The following is a 16,941-nucleotide window of genomic DNA, read 5'->3' on the forward strand; positions in this document are numbered from 1 at the left end:
CGCGATGGCGCGGCCGCTTACGCGGTGCCGAAGACCACGGCGAGCGGGCGGCCCTTGCTGTCGCTGGTGGGCCGCGTGGCCATGTCGCTGCCCATGTAGAGCTTCTTGTCGGTGAAGAGCATCCGGGCGTCGCCGTAGATTTCCATGTCCGACTCCACCTTCTTCATGGCGTCGGGGTTCTTCTGGATCTGCGTGATCTCGAAGGTCTTGGGGTCGATGCGCACGACCCCGCCCGCCTCGCTGTACATGCTGCCCTGGTAGGCGATCAGCGTGCCGTCCTTCTCGGTGCTGAGGGGGGTCAGCGACCTGCTCTCGGCCATCTTCGTCCGGCCGGTCTGCTTGCCGGTCTTGAAGTTCACGCCGGTGATCTTCTCGCCGGGCCCGCCGTTGTCCACGTCCACCTCGGAGGAGAGGTAGACCGTGCTGCTCTTCTTGTCGAGGGCCAGGTCCTTGCAGCCCTCCACGTTGACCGCGGGGCAGTCGGGCTGGAAGCCCTTGGCCAGGACGTCGATCGAGTTGACGAGCTTGCCCTGCTTGGCGCTGTCGTCGATGGTCAGGATGTCGGTGACCCCCGAGCCGCCGTCGGAGTCTCCGGTGTCGGCGGCCACGACGAGGGGCGCGGTGGACAGGACGTGGGCGCGCTCGAACTCCCCGTCGAGCGTGTAGGACGACAGCACCTTCCGCGTGGTCGGATCCACGGTCTGGATCTCCAGCTTGTCGGTGCTGGACTCCACGCTGCTGCATACGCGCAGCGCGACGAGCTTGTCGTCGCCGCCCGCGTAGCCGTCGTCGTCGCAGTCCGCGACGTACTCCGGCTTCCACAGCGGCTTGCCCTCGAGCGACCAGGCACCGCCGCCGCCGGTGCCTCCGGCGGCGATGGTGTTCCCGCTGATCGTGACCTCGTCGAAGTCGATGCCGTCGTTGCCCTCGGTGTCCGTCCCCTCCTTCTGCCAGACCAGCTCGCCCTTGTTCAGGTCGACCAGACCGACCTGGGTGCATTCGGCGTCACTGCCCTTGCCGTCCTTGAACAGCACCGCGGTGCGGCCGTCCTCGGTGGTGTGCGGCGAGGCCCAGCAGATTTCCCCGTCGAGTTCTATCGTCCAGTCGGTTTTGGCACCGTCCGGGGAATATCCGACGATCTTGTCGAGATCGCCCTTCACAAAATTCTCGCCGGTCACCCACATACCCATGGAATTGGTGTCCTTGGTGACTTTCGGCATGCTGACCTTGCCCAGCGTCTTCGCCTGGGCGCCCTGGGAGGACGATCCGCCGTCCTTACCCCCGTCGTCGCTGTCCCCACATGCGGAAAGCAGCACGAGACCGCCCGCCACCAGGGCCGCCATGGCCAGTCGGCCCGAACGCTGCGACATCGATTCTCCCGTTTTCCCCGTTTGAGAGGCCCGTGCACTTTTTCGTGCATGCCGGGCCCGTTGACGGGGTAGATCTTTGCCGACCGCTCTTCGCGATTTCAAGCGGAGCTTGATGTTCCGTCGGTTATTTGAAATGGCCGGGAGAACACCGAGAATTCTTCGGTTACTATTCGGTTGACTGAGTGCCGCCGATCAGCTGAGCCCCGCGCTGCGTGCTCGTTCCACGGCCGGGCCGATCGCCTCCGCCACCGCCTCGATATCGGCCTTGGTCGACGTATGCCCCAGCGAGAAACGCAGGGTGCCGCGCGCCAGGTCCGCGTCGGTACCGGTGGCCAGCACGACATGGCTGGGCTGGGCGACCCCGGCGGTGCAGGCCGAACCCGTCGAGCACTCGATGCCGCGCGCGTCCAGCAGCAGGAGCAGCGAGTCGCCCTCGCAGCCGGGGAAGGAGAAGTGGGCGTTCGCCGGGAGGCGCCCGGCCGGATCGGGGTCGCCGCCGAGCACCGCGTCGGGGACGGCGGTGCGGACGGCGGTGATGAGCGCGTCGCGCAGGGCGCCGATCTCGCGCGCGAACTCCTCGCGGTGCGCGGTGGCGTGCGCACCGGCCACGGCGAAGGACGCTATGGCGGGGACGTCGAGGGTGCCGGAGCGCACCTGACGCTCCTGGCCACCGCCGTGCAGGACGGGCACGGGGGCGCATTCGCGGCCCAGCAGCAGCGCGCCGATGCCGTACGGGCCGCCTATCTTGTGGCCGCTGACGGTCATGGCGGACAGACCCGAGGCGGTGAAGTCCACGTCGAGCTGGCCGACCGCCTGGACCGCGTCGGCATGCAGCGGGACGGCGAACTCCGCGGCCACGTCGGCGAGTTCGCGCACCGGCTGGATGGTGCCGATCTCGTTGTTGGCCCACATGACGGTCGCGAGCGCGACGTCCGCGGGGTCGCGGGCGATCGCCTCGCGCAGCGCCTCGGGGTGGACGCGCCCGTACGCGTCGACCGGCAGCCATTCGACCCGCGCGCCCTCGTGCTCGGCGAGCCAGTCGACCGCGTCGAGCACGGCGTGGTGCTCGACGGGGCTGGCGAGCACCCGGGTGCGGGCCGGGTCGGCATCGCGGCGGGACCAGTAGAGCCCCTTGACGGCGAGGTTGTCGGCCTCGGTCCCGCCCGAGGTGAAGACGACCTCGCTGGGGCGCGCACCCAGCGACTCGGCGAGGGATTCGCGGGACTCCTCGACGGTACGGCGGGCGCGCCGGCCGGCGGCGTGCAGCGAGGAGGCGTTGCCGGTGACGGCGAGCTGGGCGGTCATCGCCTGCACCGCCTCCGGAAGCATCGGGGTGGTGGCGGCGTGGTCGAGATAAACCATGGTGGGCTCGATTCTACGAGCCGTGGGGCCGAGCCGTACCGGGCGCGTGGGCGCGGAGTGCGCGCGGACCCTTTTTTTCTTCGGTAAGGAGTGTCTAGAGTTTTACTCATGACAGCACTGATGACAGCTTCTGACTGGGAACTGGACCGTACGTTTCGCAGCGCCTCCGGGGAGGTTCGCTGGGCTGTGCTGGGGGCGGCGGATGCTCCGCCGGTCGTGCTGCTGCACGGCACGCCGTTCTCCTCGTACGTCTGGCGGTCCTTCGCCCGCGGCCTCGCCGACCGGTACCGGGTCTTCGTCTGGGACATGCCGGGCTATGGGGCGTCGGAGAAGGGGGCCGGCCAAGACGTCTCGCTCGCGGCTCAGGGGCGGGTCTTCGGCGAGCTGCTCGACCACTGGGGGCTGACCGGAGCCGGGGCGGAACCGGCCGTCGTCGCACATGACTTCGGTGGGTGTGTCGCGCTGCGGGCGCATCTGCTGCACGGGGCGCGCTACCGGCGGCTGGCCCTGGTCGACCCCGTCGCCCTCCCGCCCTTCGGCTCCGCCGGGTATCAGCTCTTCGGCGGCCACCCCGAGGTCTTCGAGCAGCTGCCGCCCGCGCTGCACCGGGCGCTGGTGCGGGAGTACGTGGGCTCGGCGAGCGGGCCGGGGCTGCATCCTGCGGTGTGGGAGCGGCTGGTCGAGCCGTGGTGCGGGGAGGAGGGGCAGCCCGCGTTCTACCGGCAGATCGCGCAGAACGATCAGCGGTTCATCGATGAGGTGGAGGGGCGGTATGGGGAGGTTTCGGTGCCGGGGCCGGTGCTGATCTGTTGGGGCACGGAGGATGCGTGGATTCCGGTCTCGCATGCGGATGAGCTGGCGGCGCGGATTCCGGGGGCGCGGGTGCGGTTGATCGAGGGCGCGGGGCATTTGGTGCAGGAGGATGCGCCTGCGGAGCTGATGGGGGCGGTGGCGGGGTTCCTCGCGGAGGGGTGAGGTTGCGCCTGCGGCGGGCCAGCCCCCACCCCGCCCCTTCCCGCAGCATCCGATGTGCGGCTCCGCCGCGCGGCGGGGCTCCGCCCGGACCCGGCCAGGGGCTACGCCCCGGACCCCCGCTTCGGGGGCTCCGCCCCCGTACCCCCGCCGGGGCTCCGCCCCGGACCCCGGTCCTCAAACGCCGGACGGGCTGGATATTGGGCCCCGGCCCACGAACACCGGACGGGCTGGGAGCTGGGCCTCGGTCCCCGAACGCCGGACGGGCGGTGTACTGGGCTCCGGCCCCCGAACGCCGGACGGGCGGTGTACTGGGCTCCGGCCCACGAACACCGGACAGGCTGGGCGCTGGGCCCCAGGCCCACCAACGGGACAGGCTGAGCGCTGGGCCGCAGGCCCACCAACGCCGGACAGGCTGGGTGCTGGGTCCCGGCCCACGGACATCGGAGGGCTGGGCGCTGGGCCCCGGCCCGCGGACGCCGGGCGGGCTGGAAGTCGAGTGGTCAGCCGCGCATGCGCAGCAGCTTGGCGGCCAGGAGGGCGATGTGGCGGCGCCAGGCGGTGAGGGATTGGGTTCGCTCCGCCTCCGTGTCCGGCGGGCCGGTCTGGATGAGGATGAGGCGGGCGCCGTGGCCCGTGCCCTGGGCCAGTTCCCAGCGGACCTGGCCTGCGGGGTGTCCGGCGCGCTCCCAGTCGTAGGCGAGCGTCCGGGGTGCCTCGGCCTCGGTGATCGGGCCCGCCGGGACGCCGTCCGTGCGGAATCCGAAGGGGACGGAGCCGCCGACCGTGAGGCCCGCCGCGCCGGTCTGTCCGGCCAGGGCCTGCCACACCGTCTCGGCGGGGCGGACGAGCTGGCGCTCGAAGCGCAGCCGCCAGCCGCCGTCCTCGGTGGTCTCCACCGCGCCCTCGGCCAGGCCGAACGCCTCGACGTACGACTCGTGCAGCTCGGCCATGTCGCCCGGGGCCGCCTTCTCGCCCTCAAGCAGCGCGGCGAGGGCGGTGATGCAGGCGTGCCAACCGGAGGCGAAGCTCGCGGCGCCGAAGCGGTCACCGAAGGTGTGGGTGAGGATCAGCAGACAGCCCTCGCCGTCGGGGTGCAGCTCCCAGCGGAGCTGGTCGTCGCCCCAGGTGAAGGCGAAGACATGGGGCGGGTCCAGCTCGGTGACCACGCCCTCCATGTCGGGGGCCTCCCGGCCGGGGAAGACGAAGCCCATCCGGCCGCCGACCTTGAGGTCCACCCGGACCTCGGAGGGGAACCAGTGGGCCAGCTGGGCCGGGTCGGTCAGGGCCTGCCAGACCTTCTCCGGGGCGTGGGCGATCCGCCGCTCCAGGCGGAGGGCGGAGCGGCCGCCGCCGGTCTGGCTGAGGGTGTCCTTCATGGCGCTTCTCCGTCAGATCCGTCAGTGACGTCAGGGACTTCGGGCATGGTGGCGAGGTGCCGTTCGAGCGCGTCGAGGCGGTCGGTCCACAGCCGCCGGTAGGGGGCGAGCCAGGCGTCGATCTCGGCCAGCGGTTCGGGGCACAGCTCGTACCACCGCCGCTGGGCGTCCCGGCGCACCCGCACCAACCCGGCCTCGCGCAGCACCCGCAGGTGCTTGGAGGTGCCGGGCTGGGTCAGCCCGAGCCGGTCGGTCAGCTCGCCGACCAGGCGGGGGCGCTCCAGGAGGAGGTCCAGGATCTGCCGTCTGCTCGGCTCCGCGAGCACGTCGAACGGTATGGGCATGAGCGTGAATATAGCCCGTGGGGTATATAGCCGCAAGGGAATACACGGCTCATATCTCCTCCGTCGCCGTGCTGCGCCGGTTCCACGCCCGCGGCGCCCGCCATCCGTACTTCATCGCCAGCAGCCGGACGGTGAACGCCACCACGGCCGCGAGCGCGCTGGTGGCCCCGGACAGCGCGTCGAAGTGGAGGAGCAGCGCCGCTATGGACGAGCCCACGATGGCGGGGACGGCGTACAGGTCCCGGTCCCAGCGCAGCAGCGACGGCACCTCATGGGCGAGGACGTCGCGCAGCACACCGCCGCCGACCGCGGTCGCCATGCCGAGGGTGACGGACGCGGTGAGGCCGAGTCCGTGCTGATACGCCTTCACGGTGCCCTCGACGCAGAACAGCCCCAGCCCGGCCGCGTCGAAGACGCCCACCGCCGCCGTGATCCGCTCGACCTGCGGATGCAGGAAGAAGACGAGCACGGTGGCGACGAGCGGGGTGAAGAAGTAGGAGAGGTCGACGAAGGCGGCGGGCGGCACCGCGCCGATCACCAGGTCCCGGAACACCCCGCCGCCCAGCGCGGTGGCCTCGGCGAGCACCGCCATGCCGAAGACATCGAAGTTCTTGCGCACCGCGAGCAGCGCGCCCGAGATCGCGAAGACGAAGATCCCGACGACCTCGAACGCGTGCTGGACGGACGGGGTGACCAGTTCGAAGAGCACCCGACATTGTTAAACGACGGGGCCGCCGTGCCCGCCCCGTCTCAGCTCTCGGTCTTCTTCGTCGCGCTCCGCACCGGTCCGGCGACCTGACCGGGTGCGTGGCCAGGAGCGTTCTCGGGGTGGTGGCAGGCCACCTGATGCCCGGTGGCGAGCGCCACCAGCGGCGGTTCCTCCCGCTTGCACACCTCGGTCGTCTTCCAGCACCGGGTGTGGAAGCGGCAGCCGGACGGCGGCGAGATCGGCGAGGGCACGTCGCCCTTGAGCAGGATCCGCTCGCGCCGGGCGCGCCGCCGGGGGTCCGGCACCGGCACCGCGGAGAGCAGCGCCGTGGTGTACGGGTGCATGGGGGTCTCGTACAGGGCCCGGCGGTCGGCCAGCTCGACGATCTTCCCGAGGTACATCACCGCGATCCGGTCCGAGACGTGCCGGATGACGGACAGGTCGTGCGCGATGATCACGTACGTGAGCCCCAGCTCGTCCTGGAGGTCGTCCAGCAGGTTGACCACCTGGGCCTGGATCGAGACGTCCAGCGCGGAGACCGGCTCGTCGGCCACGACCAGCTTGGGCTTGAGGGCGAGCGCCCGGGCGATGCCGATGCGCTGCCGCTGGCCGCCGGAGAACTCGTGCGGATAGCGGTTGTAGTGCTCGGGGTTGAGGCCGACCAGCGCCAGCAGCCGCTGCACCTCCGCCTTGATGCCGCCCTCAGGGGTGACGCCCTGGAGCCGGAAGGGCGCGCTGACGATCGCGCCGACCGTGTGCCGGGGGTTCAGCGAGGAGTACGGATCCTGGAAGATCATCTGGACGTCGCGGCGCATCGGACGCATCGCGGCGGTGCCCAGGTGCGTGATGTCCTTGCCCTCGAACTCGATCTTCCCGGAGGTGGGTTCGAGCAGCCGGGTGATCAGCCGTCCCATGGTGGACTTGCCGCAGCCCGACTCGCCGACCACGCCCAGGGTCTCCCCCTGGCGCACGTCGAAGTCGAGGCCGTCGACCGCCTGCACCGCGCCGGTCTGCCGCTGCAACAGCCCCTTCTTGATGGGGAAGTGCTTGACCAGTCCGGACACCGTGAGCAGGGGCTCGGGCGTGGTGGTCGCCTGCTCCGGGACCGTCATTGTCGGATCCTTCGTGTCGGTCACAGCTTCGGCGCAATCTCTTCGGTCCAGATCCGCGTACGGTCCTCCTGCGCCATGTGACAGGCGGAGAAGTGACCGCCGCCGCCCGGCACCCCGCGCAGCTCCGGCCGCTCGATACGGGTGATGCCGCCCTCGGGAACATCGGCGTACGGGCAGCGCGGGTGGAAGGCGCAGCCGGACGGCACGTTGATCAGGCTGGGCGGGGAGCCCTTGACCGGGATGAGCCGGTCGGTCTGGTCGCGGTCGATGCGGGGCATCGAGCCGAGCAGCCCCCAGGTGTACGGGTGCTGGGGCTCGTAGAACACCTTCTCGGCGGGTCCGCGCTCGACGCACCGGCCCGCGTACATCACCAGCAGGTCGTCGGCGAGTTCGGCGACCACGCCGAGGTCGTGGGTGATGACGATGACCGCGGAGCCGAACTCCTTCTGGAGGTCCCGGATGAGGTCGAGGATCTGGGCCTGCACGGTGACGTCGAGCGCGGTGGTCGGCTCGTCGGCGATCAGCAGCTCGGGGTTGTTGACCAGCGCCATCGCGATCATCGCGCGCTGGCGCATCCCGCCGGAGAACTCGTGCGGATAGCTGTCCACCCGCTTGTCCGGCTGCGGGATGCCCACCCGGTCGAGCATCTCGACCGCGCGCTTGCGGGCGACCTCCTTGGTGACCTCGTGGTGGACCTGGTACGCCTCGGTGATCTGGCGGCCGATCGTGTAGTACGGATGGAGCGCCGACAGCGGGTCCTGGAAGATCATCGACATCTCGCGGCCGCGCAGCTTGCGCACCTCGTCGGGGTCGGCGCCCAGCAGCTCCTGCCCGTTCAGCCAGATCTCCCCGGAGATCCGGGCCTTGCGGCGGCCGTACTGCCCGGCGGTGTGCAGCCCCATGATGCCGAGCGAGGTGACGGACTTTCCGGAGCCGGACTCGCCGACGATGCCGAGGGTCTTGCCCTTCTCCAGCCGGAAGCTGAGCCCGTCCACGGACTTCACCAGGCCGTCGTCGGTCGGGAAGTGGACCCGCAGGTCGCGCACTTCGAGGAAGGCCGTCGGGGCGGGCGAACCGGCCGCGGCCACCTCCCCCACGGCGGCGGTTGCGGGCTTGTCGATGTCGGTCATCCGAGCCTCACTCGTGGGTCGATGACGGCGTACAGGAGGTCCACGACGAGGTTGGCGACCACGATGCACAACGCGGCGATCAGGGTGACGCCCAGGATGAGCGGAAGGTCCTTGTCGCTGATCGCGTTCACCGCGAGCCGCCCGAGGCCGGGCAGGTTGTACGTGCTCTCGGTGAGCACCGCGCCGCCGAGCAGCGCGCCCAGGTCCAGGCCGAGCAGGGTGAGGATGGGGGTCCAGGTGGAGCGCATCGCGTGCCGCCCGATGACCGTCCGCTCCCGCAGCCCCTTGGCGCGGGCGGTGCGGATGTAGTCCTCGCCCATGATCTCCAGCATGGTGGCGCGGGTGAGCCGGGCGTACATGGCGGCGTAGAGGAAGGCCAGCGTGATCCACGGCAGGATCAGGCTCTCGAACCACTTGGCGGGGTCGTCGCCGAGCCCCTTGTAGTCCACGTCGACCCACTTCAGCTGGTAACTGAAGATCGCCAGCGAGAGCAGACCGGTGAAGTAGATCGGCAGCGAGACACCGGCGAGCGCGGCGGTCATCGCCGAGCGGTCCCACAGGGTGCCCCGGCGCAGCGCGGAGACGACACCGGTGGCGATGCCGCCGACCAGCCACAGCACACACGCGCCCGCGGCGAGCGAGAGGGTGACCGGCATGGCGTCGGTCAGCTGCGGCCACACCGCCTGCTCGGTGCGGAAGGAGTAGCCGAAGCAGGGCCTCGCGCAGTGGGTGACATCGGAGCCGTTGGCGTAGTCGCGGCCTGCGAACAGGCCCTCGACGAAGTGCCAGAACTGCACCAGGAGCGGATCGCTGAGCCCCAGCTTCGTCCTGATGCCCTCGATGGCCGCGGGGTCGGCCTGTTTGCCGACGAACAGCAGCGCGGGGTCGGAACCGGCCCACTTCGGGATCACGAAGAAGATGGCGAAGGTCGTCAGGGTGACGACCAGCAGCATCATGACGACGGCGAACAAGCGCCGGATGACGTAAGCAAGCACTGTGCGCGGCCCGGTGGCGGTGCCGGAACCCCGGGGTGCGGGGTTCCGGCACCGCCACGCGTGGCCATCACCTGCCCTTCGGGCCTATCGGATGAAGCGACGGTGGGGGTGGGGTGGCCGGCGGCCGGCCGTCACTTGACCCCGAGGGACACGTAGTCGTACCGGCCGTTGTAGGCCGAGGACGAGTAGGCGTTGGTCAGCCGCGAGCTGCGCCAGGTGATGTTCTTCTCGTACAGGAACGGCATCGACACGGCCAGGTCGGCGACCTTGTGGTTCATGTCCGCGTAGATCTGGCCGGCCTTGGCGGGGTCGGTCTCCTTGAGCGCGTCGTCGAAGTCCTTGTTGATCGCCTTGTCGTTGGTCTCGGTGACGTTGTAGTTACCGGTCTGCTGGATGAAGCGGCCGTCGTACAGCGGGCGGGAGAAGCCCTGGCCGGTCGGGAAGTCGGGGCCCCAGCCGGTCATGCTCATCCCGTAGCCGCGCTTGTGCATCACGGACGGGGAGCCGGTGATGCTCGCGGACGAGCCGCCCTCGATCTCGTTGATGTCGAGCTTGATGCCGACCTTGGCCAGCGACTCCTGGAGCGCCTCGGCGGCCGCCGTCTCGTTCGGCTGGTCGTTACGGGAGACGATCTTGGCGGAGAACCCGTTCGGCTTGCCGCACTGCTTCAGCTCGTCCTTGGCCTTGGCCGTGTCCGGCTTGCCCTTGCGCTTCATGACGCCGTACGGGTCGTAGTCGTCCGAGCCCTTGACGCTCTTGGGGAGCATGTTGGTGGCGAGGTCACCACCGGCCTGCGGGCCGCCGCGGGTGGTCTGGAGCTGGGTGTAGTCGGTCGCGTAGAAGACCGCCTTGCGGCAGTGGATGTTGTCGAACGGCTTCACCTTGGTGACGAGGTCGACGTACCGGACGAAGTTCGTCTCGATGTTGTCGACGTTGCCCTTGTGCTCCTTGAGCGCGGCGGCCCGGCCGGACTGGCCCATGCCGGTGGCGCTGAGGAAGACGTCGTAGTCTCCCTTGACCAGCAGCTTGTCGATGGCTTCGAGGTTGGAGTTGAAGGTGACCGTGACCTGGTCCGGCAGGGCGGCGCGGACCGGGTCGGACGACTTCTTCCACTTGGCGTTGCGCACCAGGGCCAGGCTCTTGCCCGGGGTGTACGACTTGAGCTTGTACGGCCCGGAGGAGAACGGCCGGTTGGTGTACTGGGCGCCGGTGTCCTTCTCGCGCTTCACCGGGGAGCCGGTGGGCATGGCGAGCATCTGCTCGAAGTCACCGTTGGGCTGGGCGAGACGGAAGGTGATGGTCTTGTCGTCCGGCGTCTCGATCGCCTTCAGCCCGAGCTTGTCCTTGGACTTGTCCTTGTACGGGCCCGGGTACTCGCCCTTGGGGTCGAGGGCCTGGCGCAGATAGTCGGGGCCGCCGGAGATCACGTCCTTGGCCCAGATGCGCTCGATGCCGTACTTGACGTCCTTGGAGGTGATGGCCGAGCCGTCCTCCCAGGTGATCCCGTCGCGCAAGGTGTAGGTGTACGTCTTGCCGCCGTCGCTGATCTTGGCGGTGGAGGTGGCCAGGTCGGGGACCAGTTCGTTGGACGCCTCGCCCGGCTTCGGCGCGTAGGTGATGAGTTGACGCGAGTAGAACCGGGCGAAGTCCCAGGCGAAGCCGTAGTACTGGCGCTGCGGGTCGAGCGAGTCGAAGTTCTGCTTGTTGATGAACTTCAGGGTGCCGCCCTTCTTGGTGGACTTGTTGGCGACGCCCTTCGCCCCCGCGTTGAATCCGGCACCGGAGGATTTGTCGTCGCTGCCGCCGCCGCACGCCGCGGTGGCCAGCAGGGCGCAGACGACAGCCGTCGCGCCGACGATCCGCCTGCTTCTCGACGAACGTAGGGGTTTCATGGTTCCTGCAACCTCCGGGATAGCGGTACGTGGCATGGCGCGGGGAAAGCTTCGGGGAGCCGCCTGGCATCCGCGGCCGGGGCGCCTCATCGGGTGCCCTTGGGGTCGAGGGCGTCGCGGACGCCGTCGCCGAACAGGTTGAAGGCCAGCACGGTCACGAAGATCGCCGCACCCGGGATGATCATGAACATGGGATCGTCCTCGTAGGTGCCCACCGCTTTGGAGAGCATCTGCCCCCAGGACGCGGTCGGCGGTTTCACGCCCGCCCCCAGGAAGCTGAGCGCCGCCTCGGTGAGGATGTTGGTGGGGATCATCAGCGTCGCGTAGACGGTGATCGGCGCCACCAGGTTGGGCAGCAGCTCCCGGAAGAGGATGTAGCGGCGGCCGGCGCCGAGGCTGCGCGCGGCCTCCACGTACTCCTTCTCGCGCAGCGACAGCGTCTGGCCGCGCACGATGCGGCCGACGTACGGCCAGCCGAAGAAGCCGATGACCGAGACCAGCACCGCGATGCGCACCCCGCTGCCGGTCAGGCCCAGCAGGTCGTTAGGGAGCACCGAGACCAGGGAGATGATGAACAGCAGCTGCGGGAAGGCCAGCAGCATGTCCATCACCCGGCTGATCACCGAGTCCACCCAGCCACCGAAATATCCGGCGATGATGCCGAAAACAGTGCCGAGGACGACGGCGACCAGGGCCGCGAGGAAGGCCACCAGCAGCGAGATGCGCGCGCCGTAGACCACGCGGCTGAACACGTCGCGGCCGTTGGAGGGCTCGACACCGAAGAGGAAGTCCGAACTGATGCCGCCCAGGCTGCCCTTGGGGGTACCGAAGAGGGGGTCGATCTCCTCCTGGTGGAACTCGTTGGGCGGGTGGCCCAGCAGGCTCACGATCAGCGGCGCGAAGATCGCCACTAGCACGAGAAAGACGACCACGGCTCCGCCCGCAAGCGCCAACTTGTCGCGTTTGAGGCGTCTCCAGGCGATCTGTCGCAGCGATCTTCCCTCGACCGACGCCTTGACCACATTCGCCGCCACATCGGCAGTCGCCACCGGCTCTGCGTCGGTGCTCGTGCCGTGCAATGGTGCCGTCATCGTGGTGGGGACCCCTCTCGACCGGTGGTGACCGGCCCACGACTCGCCGCTGTGGCGGCTTAAGTTCACAAGGTGAGCGAAAGGGGTCGTTTTACGGAACCGCGCCCCTTGGAGCGGGAGTCTTCATCGCGTTTGTGATCACCCGCCAGTACCCACGGGCAATGGATGCCTAACCGTGATGTGCAGTAAGCGGTTCCGGTATACGGACAGTTGTGACCCGAAAACGCATCAGTAACAAACGCCCACCGCGGGAAGTTCGCGGTGGGCGGTTCAGGTAAGCGGACTCAGCGCAACGGCCCGTACGCGCTCAGTACGCGTGCCGGGGCGGCGGATAGCCATAGCCGTACGACGGGGGCGGCGGCGCGGGCGCGGCGTTGTAGGCGTCGCGGTCGAAAAACGGCCGGGCGTTGGCGCGCATCCACATCGCCACCGGATCGTGCTCGTCCGACAGCTCGACCGTGGAGACCGGCAGCCCCTCCGGCACCACGCCGACGGACTGCTGCATCATCAGCCGCACGGACTCCACGGCCTGCTGGCCGTTGTCGTACAGATCGAGCCCAATGGCCAGGTACGGGGCGCCCAGCGCGGGCTGCACCCAGGCCCGGCGCAGCGAGCGCACCGCGACGGTGCGATGCGCGTTCTGCCCCAACAGGGCATAGAACTGCGGGATTTCGATGACCGGATCGGTCACCCGCAGCGGACCGGCGGGCAGCCGGTCCAGCCCGCCCGCGATCCGCCGCAGGTCGAGCCAGGGAATGCCGACGCCGCCGCCGGGGGCGTGCGGGTTGAGCCACAGGCCGTAGTGGTCGCGGTAGAGGGAGTCGGCGATCCGGCGCGCGTCCACCACCTCATGCGCACGATTCCAGCCACTGGCGGCGAGTTCCTGAGCGGACGTCACACACGGTGCGTAACCGTGGCCGTCCATGTCCATGTTGCCGTACTGGGCGTCGGGATCGCCGGGCGCACCGTGCCACAGCAGCATCCAGACCTGACCCTCGGAGAGGGCGCGCAGCAGCGCCTCGTAGGCGTCGTACCGGCCGGGAGCGACCTGCTCCAGCATCCGCTCGACCTGCCCGGCAGCCGCCCCCCAATCCGCGCCCGCGCTCACCTGGGTCCGCCCCTCTCTCGGCCTTGCCCGCACTCACCGGGACGCGCGCCGCCCCGACTGGTCATCCAACCAGCTTACGGTCCCCCGTGGCCGTCCCCGGAGTGCGTCACAGGTCACGGTCGTAGAACGGCCGTACGCGCTCCAGCATCCACGTGGCCACGGGATCACCCTGCGCGACGTCCAGCGCGACGAGCTGAACGGTCCACGGCACCGGCACCGCGCCGAGCGCCCGGCCGAGCGCCTCCACCGCGAGGGCCTGTCCCTCCGGGTCCGGCGCGTCCAGCTGGACACCGACGAAGAGCGCAGGCTGATCACCCTCGACGCTGGCCAGGGCGCGCCGCGCGGTGCGTACCCCGGGCTCCCTCGCGAACTCGATCCCGGCGGCGGCCAGGAAGTCGACCGGCTCCTCCTGCCAGTCGGGCTCGAACAGCCGCACCCGGCCCCCGCGCGCCGGGCCGTCCAGCGCGCTGCGCCCGGCCTTGCACAGCTCCTCGACCGCGGACGGCGGCAGCGGGACGCCGACCGGCCCGTCCGGGTTCACCACGATGCCGAGCTGCGGCGGCAGCCCGCGGGCGAACTCCACGGCCGGGGCGACCGTGAACGACATATGGGCGCCCACGATCTGGAGGAACTGCTGCTCGGAGCTGAAGACCGGCACGAACGCCTGGCCCTCGATCTCCACGGTGGGCAGGTCGAGGCTGTGGCTGTCGGGGCCGCCGCCGTTCGGCAGCGGGATCCAGACATGGCTGCGGGCGAGCGTCTCGACGATCCGCGCTCCGGCACCCGCGACCCCGATCGAGGCGGCGAGCACCTCTTCCAGCTCATTGCCGGGAAACGCGGGATAAGCGCCGTCGGGAAATCCTCCGTGAGCGGGGGTTATGCCCTGGTGCTCCGGGATACTCATCTTCGTCCAACCGCCATCTCGTCCGACCTGCACCAGCACCCTAACGGCTGCGCGGCGAAAGGCCATGGGGCGCCCGGGCATCTCCACAGCACTTCCTCACGCCGGGGGCACGCGGGGGCACATCGGGAGCGCGCCGGGGTCGCGGTGAGGGCGCGGTGAGGGCGCGGTGAGGGCGGGCCACCGAAAGGTGCCGTTACGTTCGGTCACCTTCCGGTGGCTCGTTTCCTACTGGTGCCCGACTCGCATGTCACTCGAAGGAGATGCCCCGCAACCGGCTCGCGGCTGCCCGGTCCAGCAGAACGGCGGAGGTGCAGCCCTCGGGCGGCAGCCCGCCCTCCACCCGCGTCACCAGCCGGCCCATCGCCCGCCGGTGCCGCCCGAAGGCGAAGCCGGAGACCCCCCGGCCGCGGGCGGCCTGGCCCTCCAGGGCGACCGCGGGGTCCACGTCCAGCAGCACCAGATGCAGCCCGCGGCCGGTGCGCCGGGCGTCCCGGGCCAGCCAGCGGCGCACCCAGGGCTGGGATCCGCAGTCATGGACGACGACGCTGGCGCCCGAGCGGACCGCCCGGCGCAGCCCCACGTAGTGGGCGCAGCGGACGAGCGGCCGGTAGACGGCGTACGGCAGCCAGCGGGGCATGCGTCTTTCCCAAGTCTCCCGGGTGTTCTGCGAGTCCACCCGCACCACGGGCCTGCCGCCCGGGTCGCACCCGGGGACGACCCGGCTGATCAGGGTCGACTTGCCGCTGCCGGGCAGCCCCGAGGCGATGATCAGGTCACGCGCCGGGTAGCGCAGCTCCGCCCCCACCCCGCCGCGCAGATCGTGGACGGCCGCATGGCGATCCGGTCTGACCGTGCCGCCCGACGCCGTCCGCTCCTGCGGCGTCCGCTCCTGCCGCGCGGGCAGGGGTCCTCGGGTGGTCGCGTATGTTCCCTGCCCGTGCACCGTGATCGTCCTCCAAGGTCGGTCAAGCGGCTCCGTACCCCGAGAGTGTCAAGAAAAGGTAATGGCCATCAAGGAGGCCCCGGCGCGACCCCGCTCACAGAACAGCGCCAAGATCTGGGGTTCCCTTCCGGAGCGGACGTGCGATGATGGCCGCGCCAACCGCATACGCCAACTGCATACCGGCCGCTCGAATCCGCGCGGGAGAGTCCTCGGTCACCGGCTCCGCCGACTGTTCCGAGGCGCCGAAGGAGCAAGCCCTCCCTTGAATCTCTCAGGCCCCGATACCGCACGGATGAGGCAGATCTGAAAAGCGGGCCACGCCGTCTGTGGCCCCACCCAAGGTGCAAGCCCGGCCAGTCCCGCCGCGCGGGAATGGTCACGGCGAACCTCTCAGGTTCCGATGACAGATGGGGAGGACGCTGTGCCGTCCTTGTCGTCCCATCCGCCCCACCCGCACGTCATCGTCGTGACCACGACCCTGGGAGCCGCACCATGACCGACGCCCCGCCCACGCCCCGCCGCACCGCGCTGGACGCGGTCCACCGTGCGCTCGGCGCCACCATGACCGACTTCGCGGGCTGGGACATGCCGCTGCGGTACGGGAGCGAGCGCGACGAGCACACCGCGGTGCGCACCCGCGCCGGGCTCTTCGACCTGTCCCACATGGGTGAGATCGCTCTCACCGGGCCGCAGGCCGCCGACGCCCTCGACCACGCCCTGGTCGGCCATCTCTCGGCGCTCGCCGTGGGCCGCGCCCGCTACACCATGATCTGCGACAGCGAGGGCGGCATCCTCGACGACCTGATCGTCTACCGGCTCGCCGAGCAGGAGTTCCTGGTCGTGGCCAACGCCTCGAACGCCCAGGTGGTGCTGGACGCGCTGACCGAGCGCGCCACCGGCTTCGACGCCGCCGTACGGGACGACCGCGACGCGTACGCACTGCTCGCCGTCCAGGGCCCGCAGTCCCCCGGGATCCTGAAGGGCCTGACCGACGCCGACCTGGACGGGCTGAAGTACTACGCGGGGCTGCCGGGCACCGTCGCGGGCGTGCCCGCCCTGATCGCCCGCACCGGCTACACCGGTGAGGACGGCTTCGAGCTGTTCGTCGCGCCGGACGACGCCGAGCGGGTCTGGCAGGCGCTGACCGAGGCGGGCGCCCCGGCGGGCCTGGTGCCGTGCGGGCTGTCCTGCCGGGACACGCTGCGTCTTGAGGCGGGGATGCCGCTGTACGGGCACGAGCTGGGCACCGACACGACCCCCTTCGACGCGGGGCTCGGCCGGGTGGTGAAGTTCGCCAAGCCCGGCGACTTCGTCGGCCGCGGTGCGCTGGAGGCCGCGGCGCGCGAGGCCGAGGCCCGGCCGCCGCGCACGCTGACCGGACTGGTCGCCGAGGGCCGCCGGGTGCCGCGCGCCGGATACGCCGTGCTGGGCCCCGACGGGTCGGAGATCGGCCGGGTCACCTCGGGCGCCCCGTCCCCGACGCTGGGGAAGCCGATCGCCATGGCGTACGTCGACGCGGAGCACGCCGCGCCCGGCAGCCCGGGAGTGTCGGTGGACATCCGCGGTACCCGGGAGCCGTACGAGGTGGTCGCGCTCCCCTTCTACCGCCGCGAACGCTGAAACCTCCGTT

Annotated in this window: 15 protein-coding genes and 1 riboswitch; of the genes, 2 read left to right on the forward strand and 13 right to left on the reverse strand. The window is 70.4% G+C overall.

The window, feature by feature from the left end:
* Positions 1 to 17: 17 nt before the first annotated feature.
* Together LCH29_RS21510 and LCH29_RS21515 are read right to left on the reverse strand one after the other, a co-directional pair.
* On the reverse strand, positions 18 to 1,370 hold the full coding sequence (locus LCH29_RS21510) for a hypothetical protein (protein ID WP_446463372.1): 1,353 nt from the start codon (positions 1,368 to 1,370) through the stop codon (positions 18 to 20).
* 192 nt (positions 1,371 to 1,562) lie between these two features.
* Positions 1,563 to 2,732 carry a cysteine desulfurase family protein gene (locus LCH29_RS21515; protein ID WP_446463373.1) on the reverse strand — a complete coding sequence of 390 codons (1,170 nt, stop codon included), beginning with the start codon at positions 2,730 to 2,732 and terminating at the stop codon, positions 1,563 to 1,565.
* A 120-nt stretch (positions 2,733 to 2,852) separates the two neighbouring features.
* On the opposite strand from LCH29_RS21515, the gene LCH29_RS21520 reads away from it, so the two are divergent.
* Positions 2,853 to 3,707, forward strand: coding sequence for an alpha/beta fold hydrolase (locus LCH29_RS21520; protein ID WP_446463442.1), 855 nt, complete (start codon positions 2,853 to 2,855; stop codon positions 3,705 to 3,707).
* Between the two features lie 500 nt (positions 3,708 to 4,207).
* Here the strand turns inward: LCH29_RS21520 and LCH29_RS21525 are convergent, their stop codons facing one another.
* The 11 genes from LCH29_RS21525 to LCH29_RS21575 all read right to left on the reverse strand — a co-directional run bounded on the left by LCH29_RS21525 (position 4,208) and on the right by LCH29_RS21575 (position 15,311).
* The gene (locus tag LCH29_RS21525; RefSeq protein ID WP_446463374.1) at positions 4,208 to 5,083 is read right to left on the reverse strand and encodes an SRPBCC family protein; all 876 of its coding nucleotides are present in this window, start codon (positions 5,081 to 5,083) and stop codon (positions 4,208 to 4,210) included.
* Positions 5,080 to 5,427 carry an ArsR/SmtB family transcription factor gene (locus LCH29_RS21530; protein WP_446463375.1) on the reverse strand — a complete coding sequence of 116 codons (348 nt, stop codon included), beginning with the start codon at positions 5,425 to 5,427 and terminating at the stop codon, positions 5,080 to 5,082. Before LCH29_RS21530 ends, LCH29_RS21525 begins: the two co-directional genes overlap by 4 nt.
* A gap of 49 nt (positions 5,428 to 5,476) precedes the next feature.
* Positions 5,477 to 6,136, reverse strand: a complete 660-nt coding sequence (locus LCH29_RS21535; RefSeq protein WP_446463376.1) for a trimeric intracellular cation channel family protein — start codon at positions 6,134 to 6,136, stop codon at positions 5,477 to 5,479.
* Between the two features lie 41 nt (positions 6,137 to 6,177).
* Positions 6,178 to 7,248: an ABC transporter ATP-binding protein gene (locus tag LCH29_RS21540; RefSeq protein ID WP_446463377.1), complete on the reverse strand. Its 1,071-nt coding sequence runs from the start codon at positions 7,246 to 7,248 to the stop codon at positions 6,178 to 6,180.
* A gap of 20 nt (positions 7,249 to 7,268) precedes the next feature.
* Positions 7,269 to 8,378 carry an ABC transporter ATP-binding protein gene (locus LCH29_RS21545; RefSeq protein WP_446463378.1) on the reverse strand — a complete coding sequence of 370 codons (1,110 nt, stop codon included), beginning with the start codon at positions 8,376 to 8,378 and terminating at the stop codon, positions 7,269 to 7,271.
* The gene (locus LCH29_RS21550; RefSeq protein ID WP_446463379.1) at positions 8,375 to 9,373 is read right to left on the reverse strand and encodes an ABC transporter permease; all 999 of its coding nucleotides are present in this window, start codon (positions 9,371 to 9,373) and stop codon (positions 8,375 to 8,377) included. The genes LCH29_RS21545 and LCH29_RS21550 overlap by 4 nt, the downstream gene beginning before the upstream one ends.
* Before the next feature lie 131 nt (positions 9,374 to 9,504).
* Entirely contained in the window at positions 9,505 to 11,265 is a 1,761-nt protein-coding gene (locus LCH29_RS21555) for an ABC transporter substrate-binding protein (RefSeq protein ID WP_446463380.1), read from the reverse strand.
* Positions 11,266 to 11,351: 86 nt separating this feature from the next.
* Positions 11,352 to 12,356, reverse strand: a complete 1,005-nt coding sequence (locus LCH29_RS21560; RefSeq protein WP_446463381.1) for an ABC transporter permease — start codon at positions 12,354 to 12,356, stop codon at positions 11,352 to 11,354.
* A gap of 307 nt (positions 12,357 to 12,663) precedes the next feature.
* Positions 12,664 to 13,464 (reverse strand): enhanced serine sensitivity protein SseB C-terminal domain-containing protein, encoded by an 801-nt coding sequence (locus LCH29_RS21565; RefSeq protein WP_446463382.1) that lies wholly within the window; start codon positions 13,462 to 13,464, stop codon positions 12,664 to 12,666.
* A 106-nt stretch (positions 13,465 to 13,570) separates the two neighbouring features.
* Entirely contained in the window at positions 13,571 to 14,368 is a 798-nt protein-coding gene (locus LCH29_RS21570) for an enhanced serine sensitivity protein SseB (protein WP_446463383.1), read from the reverse strand.
* 247 nt (positions 14,369 to 14,615) lie between these two features.
* Positions 14,616 to 15,311 (reverse strand): AAA family ATPase, encoded by a 696-nt coding sequence (locus tag LCH29_RS21575; protein ID WP_446463384.1) that lies wholly within the window; start codon positions 15,309 to 15,311, stop codon positions 14,616 to 14,618.
* Positions 15,312 to 15,499: 188 nt separating this feature from the next.
* A riboswitch (glycine riboswitch) is annotated at positions 15,500 to 15,608 on the forward strand.
* Between the two features lie 195 nt (positions 15,609 to 15,803).
* On the opposite strand from LCH29_RS21575, the gene gcvT reads away from it, so the two are divergent.
* Positions 15,804 to 16,931, forward strand: coding sequence for a glycine cleavage system aminomethyltransferase GcvT (gcvT, locus tag LCH29_RS21580; protein ID WP_446463385.1), 1,128 nt, complete (start codon positions 15,804 to 15,806; stop codon positions 16,929 to 16,931).
* Positions 16,932 to 16,941: the final 10 nt, after the last annotated feature.

The sequence above is a fragment of the Streptomyces sp. BRA346 genome, assembly GCF_052851135.1.

Coding starts and splice junctions, on each gene's coding strand:
- LCH29_RS21515 (WP_446463373.1), bottom strand. CDS start 2,732: ATGGTTTATCTCGACCACGCCGCCACCACCCCGATGCTTCCGGAGGCG.
- LCH29_RS21520 (WP_446463442.1), top strand. CDS start 2,853: ATGACAGCTTCTGACTGGGAACTGGACCGTACGTTTCGCAGCGCCTCC.
- LCH29_RS21545 (WP_446463378.1), bottom strand. CDS start 8,378: ATGACCGACATCGACAAGCCCGCAACCGCCGCCGTGGGGGAGGTGGCC.
- LCH29_RS21530 (WP_446463375.1), bottom strand. CDS start 5,427: ATGCCCATACCGTTCGACGTGCTCGCGGAGCCGAGCAGACGGCAGATC.
- LCH29_RS21570 (WP_446463383.1), bottom strand. CDS start 14,368: ATGAGTATCCCGGAGCACCAGGGCATAACCCCCGCTCACGGAGGATTT.
- LCH29_RS21540 (WP_446463377.1), bottom strand. CDS start 7,248: ATGACGGTCCCGGAGCAGGCGACCACCACGCCCGAGCCCCTGCTCACG.
- gcvT (WP_446463385.1), top strand. CDS start 15,804: ATGACCGACGCCCCGCCCACGCCCCGCCGCACCGCGCTGGACGCGGTC.
- LCH29_RS21525 (WP_446463374.1), bottom strand. CDS start 5,083: ATGAAGGACACCCTCAGCCAGACCGGCGGCGGCCGCTCCGCCCTCCGC.
- LCH29_RS21555 (WP_446463380.1), bottom strand. CDS start 11,265: ATGAAACCCCTACGTTCGTCGAGAAGCAGGCGGATCGTCGGCGCGACG.
- LCH29_RS21510 (WP_446463372.1), bottom strand. CDS start 1,370: ATGTCGCAGCGTTCGGGCCGACTGGCCATGGCGGCCCTGGTGGCGGGC.
- LCH29_RS21560 (WP_446463381.1), bottom strand. CDS start 12,356: ATGACGGCACCATTGCACGGCACGAGCACCGACGCAGAGCCGGTGGCG.